At 65.1% G+C, this 14,869-nt stretch carries 11 protein-coding genes; 5 read left to right on the top strand and 6 right to left on the bottom strand.

All coding sequences use genetic code 11. From position 1 onward, the window contains the following. Positions 1-15: 15 nt before the first annotated feature. The 6 genes from rpsI to F624_RS0118770 all read right to left on the bottom strand — a co-directional run bounded on the left by rpsI (position 16) and on the right by F624_RS0118770 (position 5,253). Positions 16-408: a 30S ribosomal protein S9 gene (gene rpsI / locus F624_RS0118740; protein WP_019575877.1), complete on the bottom strand. Its 393-nt coding sequence runs from the start codon at positions 406-408 to the stop codon at positions 16-18. Positions 409-417: 9 nt separating this feature from the next. Next, positions 418-846 carry a 50S ribosomal protein L13 gene (gene rplM, locus F624_RS0118745; RefSeq protein ID WP_019575878.1) on the bottom strand — a complete coding sequence of 143 codons (429 nt, stop codon included), beginning with the start codon at positions 844-846 and terminating at the stop codon, positions 418-420. Between the two features lie 259 nt (positions 847-1,105). Then, a complete protein-coding gene (locus tag F624_RS0118755) occupies positions 1,106-1,561 on the bottom strand; it encodes a hypothetical protein (protein ID WP_031255509.1) in 456 nt (151 codons plus the stop codon). A 148-nt stretch (positions 1,562-1,709) separates the two neighbouring features. Next, the gene (queC, locus tag F624_RS0118760; RefSeq protein ID WP_019575880.1) at positions 1,710-2,414 is read right to left on the bottom strand and encodes a 7-cyano-7-deazaguanine synthase QueC; all 705 of its coding nucleotides are present in this window, start codon (positions 2,412-2,414) and stop codon (positions 1,710-1,712) included. 35 nt (positions 2,415-2,449) lie between these two features. Beyond that, a complete protein-coding gene (locus F624_RS0118765) occupies positions 2,450-2,923 on the bottom strand; it encodes a cyanophycin metabolism-associated DUF1854 family protein (RefSeq protein WP_019575881.1) in 474 nt (157 codons plus the stop codon). An 8-nt stretch (positions 2,924-2,931) separates the two neighbouring features. After that, on the bottom strand, positions 2,932-5,253 hold the full coding sequence (locus F624_RS0118770) for a cyanophycin metabolism-associated ABC transporter (RefSeq protein ID WP_031255510.1): 2,322 nt from the start codon (positions 5,251-5,253) through the stop codon (positions 2,932-2,934). Positions 5,254-5,436: 183 nt separating this feature from the next. On the opposite strand from F624_RS0118770, the gene F624_RS0118775 reads away from it, so the two are divergent. From F624_RS0118775 to F624_RS0118795, 5 genes are all read left to right on the top strand, one after another. Next, positions 5,437-7,656 carry a cyanophycin synthetase gene (locus F624_RS0118775; RefSeq protein WP_043426279.1) on the top strand — a complete coding sequence of 740 codons (2,220 nt, stop codon included), beginning with the start codon at positions 5,437-5,439 and terminating at the stop codon, positions 7,654-7,656. Between the two features lie 43 nt (positions 7,657-7,699). Next, entirely contained in the window at positions 7,700-10,267 is a 2,568-nt protein-coding gene (gene cphA / locus F624_RS0118780; protein ID WP_019575884.1) for a cyanophycin synthetase, read from the top strand. Positions 10,268-10,515: 248 nt separating this feature from the next. Beyond that, positions 10,516-12,387 carry a glycosyltransferase gene (locus F624_RS0118785; RefSeq protein ID WP_019575885.1) on the top strand — a complete coding sequence of 624 codons (1,872 nt, stop codon included), beginning with the start codon at positions 10,516-10,518 and terminating at the stop codon, positions 12,385-12,387. 1,307 nt (positions 12,388-13,694) lie between these two features. Continuing rightward, a complete protein-coding gene (locus F624_RS36400; RefSeq protein ID WP_337955903.1) occupies positions 13,695-14,363 on the top strand; it encodes a tetratricopeptide repeat protein in 669 nt (222 codons plus the stop codon). Between the two features lie 50 nt (positions 14,364-14,413). Next, positions 14,414-14,794 (top strand): DUF2304 domain-containing protein, encoded by a 381-nt coding sequence (locus tag F624_RS0118795; RefSeq protein WP_019575887.1) that lies wholly within the window; start codon positions 14,414-14,416, stop codon positions 14,792-14,794. Positions 14,795-14,869 lie beyond the last annotated feature (75 nt).

Below are 14,869 nucleotides of genomic sequence, written 5' to 3' on the forward strand. Positions count from 1 at the left end.
AGAAAAGAAAGCGGTTTAACGCTTGCTGAACTGCTTGGCGCGGCGAGCAGAGCGCAGGCCGACCTTCTTACGTTCGACTTCACGAGCGTCGCGGGTCACGAAGCCGGCTTGGCTCAGTGCGGGCTTCAGCGTGGCGTCGTAATCGATCAGGGCGCGGGTGATGCCGTGACGGGTTGCACCGGCTTGGCCGGATTCACCACCACCGTGCACATTGACCTGGATGTCGAAGGTTTCGACATGGTTGGTCAGGGCCAGGGGCTGCTTCGCGATCATGATGGAGGTCTCGCGGCCGAAATAGGCCTGGATGTCCTTACCGTTGATCGTGATCTTGCCGGTGCCTTTTTTCAGAAACACACGGGCGACGCTGGATTTGCGACGGCCGGTGCCATTGTTCCATTCACCAATCATCTCGGCTCCTTACAGTTCCAGCACTTTGGGTTGCTGCGCGGTGTGGGGGTGCTCAGCACCGCCGTACACCTTGAGCTTCTTGATCATGGCGTAACCCAGAGGACCCTTGGGCAGCATGCCCTTGACGGCCTTCTCGAGTGCACGGCCAGGATGCTTGGCTTGCAGGTCGCGGAAGTTGGTAGCAGTGATGCCACCGGGGAAGCCGGAGTGACGGTAGTACACCTTGTCCAGGGACTTGGTGCCGGTGACCTTCAATTTGGCGGCGTTGATGATGACGATGAAATCGCCAGTATCGACGTGAGGCGTGTAAATGGCTTTGTGTTTGCCGCGCAGACGGAGGGCAACTTCGCTGGCTACCCGGCCGAGCACCTTGTCGGTGGCGTCAATCACAAACCACTCGTGCTTCACGTCTGCGGGCTTAGCGCTGAACGTAGACATGTATTGCTTTCGAGTTGGTTGCCAGCCGTCGAAAAATCGCAGGCTGGCTACAAAAAGCCCTTTTCCACGGTCGGTGTTTCTCTGCTGGAAACCTCTTAGGTGGGGGGTGTCGAGGGCTTGGATGCCAATCTGGAAAACCAGGCAGCACTGACCTTCAACGAACTTCGCCGCGGGGCTTAAAACGCTGCGAAGCCTTCCATTCTACAAAAAGCGCAGTTGGTCGTCTACATGCGGTGCAAATGCGGTGCCAGCACCACGCTCACAAGCCACCGCTGCGCTTGACCTTGGGGTCGGTGTAGACCAACAGATTGGTCGACAAACCCTGCTTCTGCTTTTCCTTTTCGAGCCGGTTGGCCTCGGCGCTGGCTTGTTCGGCCGCCAACTCAACCACCGAGCCACTGGCCTTCCACATCGAATTCAGAAAGTCGATCAACTTCTTGGAGATGGGCTCCGGTGGCGGGGTCTTGGGTTCTTCCGTGGTGGCCTTTTTCTTGACCGCCGTCCAGTCCTTGTTGGGCTGATCGTTGGAAGAGGAAGGCTTGTCCGGGCTCGCAGCCTTCTGCCCCGAGACGGTCACGATGGTCGACTCGGTGGGCGCGTTCGTCACGGCCGTGCCCGCCGGTTTGGTACTGATGGACTTGTCCGCGCCTGCCAACGACTGGCCGGCGCCTGAATAGGCCCAGTTCATCGATCGATCAACAGGTGGGAGTTGCATGGCAGTTCCGGCGGATACAGTTCGTTTACATCATGACGGGAAAGGTTTTTAGGCGTCCTCGTACGGTGTTACGGCATTGCGCAGGAAAAATTGAGGCCCTTTTCAAAAAATTTTCGATTTTTCGGAATGTCGACTCAAAAAAGTGGGCTCAGGGGGTGGCAGCGGCGCTGTAGCGCTCGTAACCCCGCGCTCGAAGTTCGCATGCCGGACAACTACCGCACCCCCACCCCCAGGCATGGCGATGCTCACGATCCCCCAAATAGCAGGTGTGCGAATGCTCCACGATCAGATCGACCAGGGGCTTGCCCCCCAATTGTTCGGCCAGGGCCCAGGTATCGGCCTTGTCGATCCACATCAGCGGCGTCTCGATCAGCAGGCGCCGGTCCATGCCCAGGGACAAGGCCAGCTGCATGGCCTTCATGGTGTCGTCGCGGCAGTCGGGGTAGCCTGAGTAATCGGTTTCGCACACCCCGGTCACGATGACTTCCAGACCGCGCCGGTAGGCCAGCGCGGCGGCAAGGGTCAGGAACAGCAGGTTGCGCCCCGGCACAAAGGTGTTGGGCAGGCCGCCCTGCTCCATCTTGAAAGCCATGTCGCGCGTCAGGGAGGTCTCACTGACCTGGCCCAGCACGGCCAGGTCCAGCAGGTGGTCCTCGCCCAACTTGGCGGCCCAGGCTGGATAGGCCTGGCGCATCGCCCCCAGCACGGCCAGCCGGGCGTCAAGCTCCACGCTGTGGCGCTGGCGGTAATCAAAAGCCACGGTTTCAACCCGCTCGTAGCGCGTCAGGGCGTGGGCCAGGCAGGTGGTCGAGTCTTGCCCCCCGGAGAAAAGAACCAGTGCGGATTTGTGCATGGCAGTCGAATGGAAAGAGGGTTGAAGAGCCCGGCTCAGAGGAAGCGTTCGAGCAGTCGGCGCGAGCCCCGATCCAGGGTCTGCAGGTCACGGATCTGGTAGACGATGCCTTGGCTGCCGGTGATGAGCAGGCGCCCGCGGTCCAGGCGACGGATGTCGTCCTCGGTCTTGAGCACAAAATCGGTGCGCCCGCGGTCCGTCTCCACCGTCCAGGTGCAAGGCGTGGAGAACGAGGACACGGCCACCAGCCGGCGCAGCTCGGGGCTGAACTCGCGGCTGGCCAGTTCTTCGTCGATCCATTGGCGCAACTCGGGCGCCAGGGCCGACAGGCGAGGCACCCAGGCCAGTTCGTGCCCTTCAGGGCCGACCAGCGACAGCCCTTCATCGGGGGCGGCAATCGGAAAGGCGCGTACCGGGGTCACGCCCAGGTGCTCGACGCCCTCGGCATCGGTCAGCACCAGCCGGCCCAGCGGGTGGCGGCTCAACTTGAAATCAGCTTGTGAGGTCATGGGGCAGCTCAGGGTTGGCCGGCCGGGTGGGCCGAATGCACCGAATGCGCCGAAAGGGCGCTGGGGGTCAGGGTGGCGCCGTCGTCGTCCGATGCGTCCACGCGGCGGGCCTGCGCCTCGTACAGGCGCCAATAGGCCCCCTGCTTGGCCATCAACTCGTCGTGCGGGCCCACTTCGACCACCTGGCCACGGTCCATCACCACCAACCGATCGGCCTTGCGCAGGGTGGAAAGCCGGTGGGCGATGGCGATGGTGGTGCGCCCCTGAACCAAGTTGTCGAGGGCGCGCTGGATTTCCTTCTCGGTCTCGGTGTCCACCGCCGAGGTGGCTTCATCGAGGATGAGGATGCGCGGGTCGATCAGCAGGGCGCGTGCAATCGAGATGCGCTGGCGCTCACCGCCCGACAGGCCCTGACCACGCTCGCCCACCAGCGAGTCGTAGCCCTGCGGCAGGCGCAGGATGAAGTCATGCGCATGTGCGGCCCGGGCGGCCGCCACGATCTCTTCACGCGAGGCGCCCGGCTTGCCGTAGGCGATGTTCTCGGCAATGGTGCCAAAGAACAGAAACGGCTCCTGCAGCACCAGGCCGATGTTGCTGCGGTAGTCCGACACCTTGAAGCGGCGCACATCGGTGCCGTCGAGCTTGATGGCCCCATCGGTCACGTCATAAAAGCGGCAGATCAGGTTCACCAGCGTGCTCTTGCCCGAGCCGCTGTGCCCCACCAGGCCGATCATTTCGCCAGGCTGGATGTCCAGATCCACCCCGCGGATCACCGTGCGCGTGCCATAACGGAAGCCGATGCCGCTCATTTCGATGCGGCCCAAGACCCGCGGCAGGGGTGCCGGCTGGCTGGGCTCAGGCACATTCGAGATGTGGTCCAGGATGTCAAAAATGCGCTTGGCACCTGCCGCGGCCTTTTGCGTCACCGACACGATGCGGCTCATCGAATCCAGCCGGGTGTAGAAGCGCCCGATGTAGGCGATGAAGGCGGTCAACACCCCCACCGTGATCTGGCTCTTGGACACCAGCCAGATGCCAAAACCCCACACCACCAGCAGGCCGATCTCGGTCAGCAGCGACACCGTGGGCGAAAACAGCGACCAGGTGCGGTTGAGCTTGTCGTTGACCTCCAGGTTGTGCCGGTTGGCCTGCTTGAAGCGGTCGGCCTCGCGTTGCTCCTGGGCAAAGGCCTTGACCACCCGGATGCCCGGAATGGTGTCGGCCAGCACGTTGGTCACCTGCGACCAGACCCGGTCGATCTTCTCGAAGCCGGTGCGCAGCCGGTCCCGCACGGTGTGGATCAGCCAGGCAATGAAGGGCAGCGGCACCAGGGTGACCAGGGCCAGCCAGGGGTTGATCGAGAACAGAATCACCGCGGTCATGGCGATCATGAGCACGTCGGTGACGAAATCCAGCGCGTGCAAGGACAGGAACACGTTGATGCGGTCGGTTTCCGAGCCAATGCGGTTCATCAGGTCGCCAGTGCGCTTGCCGCCAAAATAATCCAGCGACAGCCGCAGCAAGTGTTCGTAGGTGGTGGTGCGCAGGTCGGCACCGATGCGCTCGGACACCAGCGCCAATATGTAAGTGCGCGCCCAACTCAGCCCCCAGGCCGCCAGCGCCGACAACAGCAGCCCGCTCAGGTACAGCAGCACCAGCATGGGGTCGATCTGCTTGCCGTTCTGGAACGGGATCAGGATGTCGTCCATCAGCGGGATGGTCAGGTACGGCGGGATCAGGGTGGCCGCGGTGGAAGCCAGCGTCAGCGCGAACCCGGTGAACAGTTGCTTGCGATAGGGTCGGGCAAAACGCCACAGGCGCAGCAGCACCCAGGTGGAGGTGGGGGCCTGCAGCTCACGGGCACAGGCCGGGCACTCCTCGCTGTCAGATGGCAGCAAGGCGCCGCACGAGGGGCAGGCCGCCGCCTCATCCGTCTCGACCGGGGCGGCGCCCGCCAACAAGGCCAAGCGCTGCTCGAACACCTTGATCACGCGCATGGCGTGCACGTCCAGCGCCATCGTGAAACGCCAGCGCGCCAGGCGCTCGCCCGGGCCCAGCAGCTCCAGCAGGCCCACGCCGGCGTGGTCGCTGTGGCGCAGGCGCAGGCCCGCGTGCAGGGGCCAGGACTGCCATTGCCCGGCCCCTGGGGCCCAGCTGAGCAGGCGTTGCTCGGTGACCACCAGCAGGCCGTTGGAGAAATTAAGACGCTCGTCCAGGTCAACCGGCAGGGAAGCGAGCACGTTTTCACCACGTGCAAGCTGAGATTGGGGGTTGATTCTTCCGGGATCCGCCGCTTCGCCAGATGAACCTACAGGATGTGAATGTTGCATTTTGATTCCGTACCGCGCGGCACCGTTCGACCTCCCGCGCTCAAGCAGGAAAAGTCGATTTTCGCCGAAACCGAGGCCATGCGGCAGGCTGCGGGAGAATGTGGCGTGACCGAGCCCCCCAAACTGAGCGCACAATCTCGCCTGACTGGCGGTATGGCGCCAGGCCCAGAACCCGACTCGAACATGATCAAAGCCGACGATCTCAAGCTCTTGCGCATCAATTACCTGCGCGGCCCCAACATCTGGACTTACCGCTCCGTGCTGGAAGTCTGGCTGGACCTCGGGGAACTGGAAGACTACCCCTCCAACAAGATCCCGGGCTTCAAAGACCGGTTGGTCACCCTGCTGCCCGCCTTGATCGAACACCACTGCGGTGTCGGTGAACGAGGCGGCTTTCTGCAGCGGCTGGAGGAAGGCACCTGGGCCGGGCACATCCTGGAGCACATCGTCATCGAGTTGCTGAACCTGGCGGGCATGCCCACCGGCTTTGGCCAGACCCGCAGCACCTCGCGCCACGGCGTGTACCGCATGGTGTTCCGTGCCCGCGAAGAGCGCGTGGCCCGTGCCGCCCTGGACGAAGGCCACAAACTGCTGATCGCCACCATCAAAGGCGAGGCCTTTGACGTGAAGACGGCCGTGAACCGCGTGCGCACCGAGGTGGACAACTGCTACCTCGGCCCCAGCACGGCCTGCATCGTTGACGCCGCCACCGACCGCCGCATCCCCCACATCCGACTGAACGACGGCAACCTGGTGCAACTGGGCTACGGCGCCAGCCAGCGCCGCATCTGGACAGCCGAGACCGAATTCACCAGCGCCATTGCCGAAGGCATTGCCGGCGACAAGGACCTGACCAAATCGCTGCTCAAGTCGTGTGGCGTGCCGGTGCCCGAGGGCCAGATCGTCAACAGCCCCGAGGAAGCCTGGGAAGCCGCTCAGGACATCGGCCTGCCGGTGGTGGTCAAGCCCTCGGACGCCAACCATGGCCGCGGCGTGACACTCGACCTGCACGAGCAGGCCGACATCGAAGCCGCCTACCACGTGGCCTACCCGGAAGGCAGCGACGTGATGGTCGAGCGCTTCATCCCGGGCCACGAACACCGCCTGCTGGTGGTGGGTGACCGGGTGGTGGCCGCCGCCCGCGGCGAGATCATCGGCATCACCGGCGACGGTCGCAGCACCGTGCGCCAGCTGATCGACAGCCAACTCAACTCCGACCCGCGCCGCGGCATCGAAGAAGAGTTTCCGCTCGAAACCATCGTCATCGAAACCAACACCAAGGTGCAGCTCGAGATCCAGCGCCAGGGCCTGACGCCCGACGCCGTGCCGGTCGCCGGCCGCGTTGTGGTGATCGAGCGCAACGGCAACGTGGCCATCGACTGCACCGACAGCGTGCACCCCGAAGTGGCCCATGCGGCCACCCTGGCCGCCCGCGTGGTGGGCCTGGACATCGCCGGCATCGACATGGTGGCGCAGGACATTTCGCGCCCCCTGGCCGACCAGGGCGGCGCCATCGTCGAGGTCAACGCCGGCCCCGGCCTGCTGATGCACCTGAAGCCCGCCGAGGGCTCGCCGCGCCCGGTGGGCCGCGCCATCGTCGACCACCTGTTCCCCGAAACCGAGGGCGACACCGCCCCGGGCCGCATCCCGGTGGTGGGCGTGGCCGGCACCCGGGACACCCACAAGATCGCCCGCATGGTGGCCTGGCTGGCCCACCTGAGCGGCCGCCAGACCGGCCTGGCCTGCCGAGACGGCCTGTTCCTGGACCGCCGCCGCGTCGAATCGGTGAACTGTGCCCACTGGGAAGCCGGCCACCGCCTGCTGATGAACCACTCGGTGCAGGCCACGGTGATCGAAAACGGGGCCGAAACCATTCTGCGCGACGGCCTGCCCTACGATCGCTGCCAGGTGGGCGTGGTGACCGACCTCGAAGGCTTTGAAGCCCTGAGCCACTACGACGTGCACGAAGCCGACCAGATGGTGCGCGTGATGCGCACCCAGGTGGACGTGGTGCTGCCCGATGGCGTGGCGGTGCTCAACACCGCCGACACCCGTGTCAGCGACATGGCCTCGCTGTGCGACGGCTCGGTGGTGCTGTACGGCCTGCAGGCCGACATCCCCGCCATCGAGGCGCACCGCGCCAGCCAGGGCCGCGCCGTCTACCTCAAGCAAGGCTATGTGGTGCTGGCCGCAGGCAGCCACGAAAAGGTGCTGTCCGACCTGGGCGACATCCGCGAGCGCCAGAACACCGCCTTCCCCATGACCGAAGAGGCCCTGCTGGCCGCGGTGGCCACGGCCTGGGCCCTGGACATCTCGCCCGACCTGATCGCCGCCGGCATCGAGACCTTCGATCCCGATCCACAACCGGTTCGCCCCGCAGGCAGCACCGCCTTTTTCCGCTGAACACCGGCTGCTCCCCAGCGCCCACTGAACCCAAGAGAAACAGATGGAAGTCTCACGCATCCGGGCCCTGCGCGGCCCCAACATCTGGAGCCGCCACACCGCCATCGAGGCCGTGGTGGAATGTGCCCCCGCCGAGCGCTCGATTGCCGCCCTGGAGGGCTTCGAAGCCCGCATCCGCGCCCTCTTCCCGGGCCTGGGGCCCCTGCGCCACGACAGCAACGAAGGCCCGGTGTCGCTGGCCCACGTGCTTGAAGCGGCCGGCCTGGCGCTGCAATCGCAGGCCGGCTGCCCGGTCACCTACAGCCGCACCAGCACCACCTCCGAAGCCGGCATCTACCAGGTGGTGATCGAGTACAGCGAAGAAGCCGTCGGCCGCCAGGCCTTCGACCTGTCGCTGGCCTTGATCGCGGCGGCACAGAACAACACGGCCTTCGACATCGACGAGGCCATCGTCAAGCTGCGTGAAACCGATGAGGACGAGCGCCTGGGCCCCAGCACCGGCTCCATCGTCGAGGCCGCCGTCAAGCGTGGCATTCCCTACCGCCGCCTGACCTCGGGCAGCCTGGTGCAGTTTGGCTGGGGCTCGCGCCAGCGCCGCATCCAGGCCGCCGAGGTGGACACCACCAGCGCCGTGGCCGAATCCATCGCGCAAGACAAAGACCTGACCAAGATGCTGCTGCGCGCCGCCGGCGTGCCCGTGCCGCTGGGCCGCCCGGCCACCAGCCCCGACGACGCCTGGGCTGCGGCCCTCGAAATCGGCCTGCCCGTGGTGCTCAAGCCGCAAGACGGCAACCAGGGCAAGGGCGTGACCGTCAACATCGTCGACCGCGCCCACCTGGACCTGGCCTACAAGGCCGCCGCCGACATCGGAGAGGTGTTGGTCGAAAAATACCTGCCCGGCAACGACTTCCGCCTGTTGGTGGTGGGCGATCGCCTGGTGGCCGCGGCCCGCCGCGACCCGCCCCAGGTGATCGGTGACGGCGTGCACACCGTGCGCGAACTGGTCGACATCGTGAACGCCGACCCGCGCCGCGGCGTGGGCCACGCCACCTCGCTGACCAAGATCCGCTTTGACGACATCGCCATCGCCCGCCTGTCCCTGCAAGATCTGAAACCCGAATCCGTGCCGCCCAAGGGCCAACGCGTGATCCTGCGCAACAACGCCAACCTGAGCACCGGCGGCACCGCCACCGATGTGACCGACGACGTGCACCCCGAAGTGGCCGCGCGCGCCGTGGCCGCCGCCCAGATGGTGGGCATGCACATCTGCGGCGTGGACGTGGTCTGCGAAAGCGTGCTGCGCCCGCTCGAAGAGCAACACGGCGGCATCGTTGAAGTCAACGCCGCCCCCGGCCTGCGCATGCACCTGATGCCCTCGTTCGGCAAGGGCCGCCAGGTGGGTGAGGCCATGGTCTCGCACCTGTACAACAGCGGCGACGACGGCCGCATCCCGGTGGTGGCCGTCACCGGCACCAACGGCAAGACCACCACCGCCCGCCTGATCACCCACCTGTTCAGCGCCAGCGGCCTGCGCGTGGGCATGACCAACACCGACGGCGTGTACGTGAACGGCCGCCAGATCGACAGCGGCGACTGCAGCGGCCCCAAGAGCGCCCGCAACGTGCTGCTGCACCCCGATGTGGACGCAGCCGTGTTCGAGACCGCCCGCGGCGGCATCCTGCGCGAAGGCCTGGGCTTTGACCGCTGCCAGGTGGCCGTGGTCACCAACGTGGGCGCCGGCGACCACCTGGGCATGAACTACATCGACACCGTGGAAGACCTGGCCGTGGTCAAGCGCGTGATCGTGCAGAACGTGGCCCCGCAGGGCTACGCCGTGCTCAACGCCGTCGACCCCATGGTCGCCGCCATGGCCGAAAGCTGCCCAGGCCAGGTGATCTACTTTGCCCGCGACCGCAACCACCCCGTCATGGCCACCCACCGGGCCCAGGGCAAGCGCACCGTCTATGTCGATGGCGACGCCATCGTGGTGGCTGAAGGCACCTGGCGCGAGCACATCCTGCTGCGCGACGTGCCCATCACCCGCAATGGCACCATCGGCTTCCAGGTGGACAACGTGATGGCTGCCGTGGCCGCCGCCTGGGGCGTGGGCCTGAGCTGGGACACCATCCGCAGCGGCGTGGCCAGCTTTGTCAACGACAGCGACAACGCCCCCGGCCGCTTCAACGTGATGGACTTCCGCGGCGCCACCGTGATTGCCGACTACGGCCACAACCCAGACGCCATGCGCGCCCTGGTCTCGGCCGTCGAAGCCATGCCGGCCCAGCGCCGCGCCGTGGTCATCAGCGGCGCTGGCGACCGGCGCGACGAAGACATCACCGAACAGACCGCCATCCTGGGCCAGGCCTTTGACGATGTGGTGCTGTACGAAGACGCCTGCCAGCGCGGCCGCGCCGACGGGGAAGTGATGGCCCTGCTGCGCCAAGGCCTGGCCGGCGCCACCCGCACCCGCCATGTCGAAGAGATCCAGGGCGAGTTCAAGGCCATCGACGTGGCCCTGGACCGCCTGCAACCCGGCGACCTGTGCCTGGTGCTGGTGGATCAGGCGGAAGAGGCGCTGGCCCACCTGGCCAAAAGGGTGGCGGAGGGGTAAAACGGGCCCGGTCCCCACCGATACCCCAGGAGGCCCTGCCGATCAGGGCCTCCAACACGACAGCAACCTATCTTTACCAATCCAAAATCATGTAGTTAGAATCCAGCGGATTGGAGGGTTGCTCATCGTGACCGCGCGATCGAACGACCGGCGCGCTCGGTCACCTGCCGTCCAGCAGCCCACCCGCAGGACGCATGACGCTTCGAGTACTCCATATCGGCAAGTTCTACCCCCCGGACCTGGGTGGTATGGAAACCTTCTTGGAAGGGCTTGTCGCCGAGCAACGCCGACAGGGCGTGGATGCCCGGGTGCTGGTCCACGGTCGGCCCAGGCCCGACGACCCAGCCTGGCTGGTCCGGGTTCCGGTACAGATCCAACTGGTCTATGCCCCGATCGCGCTGGGCTTCCGTCCCGCATTGCGGCAACTGCTGGATGAGTTCAGACCCGACATCCTGCACCTGCACCTGCCCAACAACGCCAGCTTCTGGTGCCTGACGCTCCCTCGCGCGCTACGCACACCCTGGGTTGTGCATTGGCATTCCGACGTGCTGGTCAACCCCCGGCGCAGCGCGTTGAGGCTGGCCTACGTGGCCTATCGCCCGTTCGAGCGGGCCGTCCTGTCGCGCGCCGCGCGCATCATTGCCACCTCACCCGACTACCTCGAAGCCAGCAACCCCTTGCGGCCCTGCCGCTCCACCTGCGCCGTGGTCCCGCTGGCCCTGGACCCCAACCCGCCCCCAGCCACGGACGCGCCCATCGCAGGCTGGAACAGCGGAACCTTCCGGCTGCTGTCCATCGGCCGACTTGCACATTACAAAGGCTTTGACACCCTGATCCGAGCCGTGGCCACCACACCGGGGCTCGAACTGCTGATCATCGGCGAGGGCGAACAACGCCCCAAGCTCGAGTCCTTGATCCGGCAACTGACGCCACAGGGCACCTCACCACGTATACGCCTTCTGGGTGCACTCAACGAGGCCGGCAAGACCCGGCTGCTGGCCGACACCGAGTTGTTCTGCCTCGCCTCCTGTGAACGCACCGAGGCCTTTGGCATGGTGGTGCTCGAGGCCATGCGCCTGGGACGCCCCTGCCTGGTCTCCGACCTGACGGGATCAGGCCTGCCCTGGCTGATCCGGGAAAGTGGCGCCGGCTGGCTGGTTTCAGATCCGACCCGGGTCGAGTCCTGGCAGGCCTGCCTGGCGGACCTTCCGGCCCGGCGCGCCGAATTGGCAGCCGCTGGGGCGCGTGGGCGGACGGCCCTGGAAAGCCGCTTCGCAATGGCGGCTTGCGAACAGGCATTGCGCCATCAATATGCCCTGTGCGCCGAATGGCCCGCGCCCCGACGGCCGGACCGCACGATGCTGGTGGTGATTCCGGCCCGTGATGAAGTCGAGACCATCGCGACACTGATCGGACAACTCCGCGTGGCGGGCCATCGCGACGTGCTGGTGATCGACGACCATAGCCAGGATGGCACCGGGGAGGCCGCGCTCAACGCCGGCGCACGGGTGATTCGCCCGGTGCTGCCCCTGGGCGCCTGGGGCGGAATGCAGACCGGCATCCGCTACGGCCTGCGGGCAGGGTTTGGCCATGTGCTGACGATGGATGCAGATGGCCAGCACGAGGTACAGGAAATTCCCAAGCTGCTGGCCGCATCGCCACAGGCCGACGTGGTCATCGGGGCCTTTCCCGAACGGGCCAGCCGCCTGCGCCTGTTGGCCTGGGCCTGGTTCAGACGCCTGTCCGGCTTTGACCTGCGCGACCTGACCTCGGGCTTCCGTCTCTACAACCATGCGGCCATGAGCGTCGTGGCCGCTCCAGCGGCCACCCAGCTCGATTACCAGGACGTCGGGGCCTTGCTGATGATCCGCCGCGCCGGCCTCTCCATCGAAGAGGTCCCGGTCCAGATGCAGTTGCGACTGAGCGGCAAGTCACGCATTTTCAACTCGTGGTTCAGTGTCCTCAAGTACATGGCCATCACCACGCTGCTGTGCCTGTCGCGCTGGGAGATCCCCTCGATCGGCCCGCAACCAAAGTCACGGCACCGAATTGGCGAATCGTCCGAGTCAATCCCGCCGCCCACTCCCCATCCAGCGACAGGAAGTTCGACCCACCCATGAAAAGCCTGAAAACCATCCTCCCCCTGCTGCTGCTCAGTGCGATGTTGGTGCTGATTTACGGCCTCGGGATCCACCATGCCCTGATCTTTGACGATGCCCGGCTGACTGATGGATCGGTCTTCAATCTGTACCAAGGCCTCGCCCTGAAGGTGCGCATGCTGTCCTATGGCAGCTTTGTCTGGGTGCGGGATCTGCTGGGCGATGGCTGGTGGAAGCAGCGAGCGGTCAACCTGGCCTTCCACCTCGGCACCGTGTGGCTGGTGTATGGCCTGGCCCGGGCGCTGATCGAGAAGACGGTCTTTCCCGAAGACATGCGGAGCGCCCCCTCGTTCGAAGCCTCGCGCCGCGCCGCCCTGCTGACAGGCACCGTGGTCTTCGCGCTCAACCCGATGGCGGTGTATGCCGTGGCCTACCTCATCCAGCGCTCCATTCTGATGGCTGCCTTCTTCACCGCGGCAGCCTGCCTCAGCTTCGTACGGGGACTGACACAAGGGCGAAAGAGCTGGTTCGGCCTGGCTCTGCTCTGCTATGTGCTGGCGCTGCTCTCGAAAGAGTACGCGGTGACGGCCGTCACCCTGGCCTTGCCGCTGTACGTCTTCCTGGCCCGACCCAGCCGCAAGACCATGGCCTGGATGGCAGCAGCCACGGCGCTAACGCTGCTGTTGCTCGCCAGCGTATTCGCCACCCGCTACGGCGATCTGCTGGGCCGGATCTTCGAAGACTACGGCAAAGCCTATGCCCGCCAGTTGGAAACCCTGCAGCCCGGGGTGACGGCCCAAATTTACCCCCTGAGCATCGTCAACGAGATGACACTGTTCTTTCATTACGGGCTGCTCTGGCTGTTTCCGAATGTCAGCTGGATGTCGATCGACCTGCACCCGGCATTTCCCATGTCACTGCTGGGCTGGCCCCAGAGCGCGGGCGCGCTCGCCTATGTCAGCCTGCTGATGATATCGGGCTGGCTGGTGATCCGGCGCGCCGATGTCCTCGGCCTGATGGGCCTGTGCCTGCTGATTCCGCTGCTGCTGTTCGTGACCGAATTCAGCACCGTCTGGATCCAGGACCCATTCGTGCTGTACCGCAGCTACCTATGGGCGCTGCCGATCCCGGCCCTCATCGCCGTGCCTTTGACCGGGTTCAGCCCGGGCAAGGTCCTTTACCCTTTGGCGGCCCTGCTGGCTCTGGTGCTGGGTGGACTGTCGGTCGAACGACTCCAGTCCTTGCAGGACCCCTATTCAGCCTGGGCGGACGCCGCGGCAAAAGTCGATCTCAAGGCACCAGCCAATGCCGTGGGCCGTTGGCGTCCGATGCTGAACTTCGGTGTGGAGCAACTGAGCAAAGGCGACGAAGACAGCGCCCTGCAAAGCCTGCGCAATGCCGTTGCCCTCGGTGAGCCCTTTGGCCCCGCGCATACCAATCTAGGCATCGTCCTGCTTCAGCGCAATCAACCCGAAGAGGCATTGAAACACTTCGATCTGGCCGCTGAGCAAGGCTACGCCACCGCTGGCTTCTACTTCCAACGCGGAGAGGCCTACTCGCGGCTGAGAAAGTTTGCGCAGGCCTACGACAGCTATGGTGAATCCCTGAAACGGCCAGCAGAATCGGCTGAAGCGGAAGAGTTGACACATCAGCGGCACGCCAAGGCGGCAGCGGCTTCGGGGCATCCGGAAGAAGCGATCAAAGAGTATCAAGCCTTGATTCAGAAGCGCCCTGACAAGGACCTGTACGGCATTGAACTGGCCTTGGCCTACCTGGGCCAGAAGAAGGTTGTCGAAGCCATGGCCCTGCTCGATCCGATCATTGCCCGACGCCCCAGCGCCTTGGCGTATTACGCCAGGGCCGTCGCACAATACGTGAAGGGCGACAAGCCAGCCAGCGAGAAAGACATCCGTCAGGCGCTGATGGCCGAGCCGAACAACCCCCTGTTCAAGAACCTGCAAGGCCTGTTGCAAAGCGAATCCAAGACTCCGCACTGATTCCGCCGCCCCTCTTCGACTCTCTTCGCCCGATCTCGCCCCGCTCCGTCATGGCCCAACTACAAATCACCACCAGTCTGCTGGGCATCGGCTTGGCCGTGTTCATCCTTTACCTGCTTCGACGCGATCACCTGCACCTGGTGCATGGGCTGTTCTGGATAGGGGTGGCTGCCTGTGCCGCGATCCTGGGGCTTTGGCCTGGTGTGACCGATCTGTTGGCCAGGACATTCGGGTTCGCCTATCCGCCCGCCCTGGCTTTGTTGCTGGGGATGCTGCTGCTCATCATCAAAGCCCTGCATGCAGACATCCAAAGTACTCAGCTCAAACGTGAATTGAAGCGCTTGAACCAACGTATCGCCATGATTGAGGTGCAATCGGAGCCCATGAATGCACGGTCCGATACTGCAATGTTCACTGAAAGCCATGATTAGGGCCGCACGGCCTGAACCCAGAGAGCTGTCTTGATACGCACCGCCCCCTGCGGGGTAACCGGAAACGGACAAAGC

It is taken from the genome of Curvibacter lanceolatus ATCC 14669 (assembly GCF_000381265.1).
Taxonomy (GTDB): Bacteria; Pseudomonadota; Gammaproteobacteria; order Burkholderiales; family Burkholderiaceae_C; genus Curvibacter; species Curvibacter lanceolatus.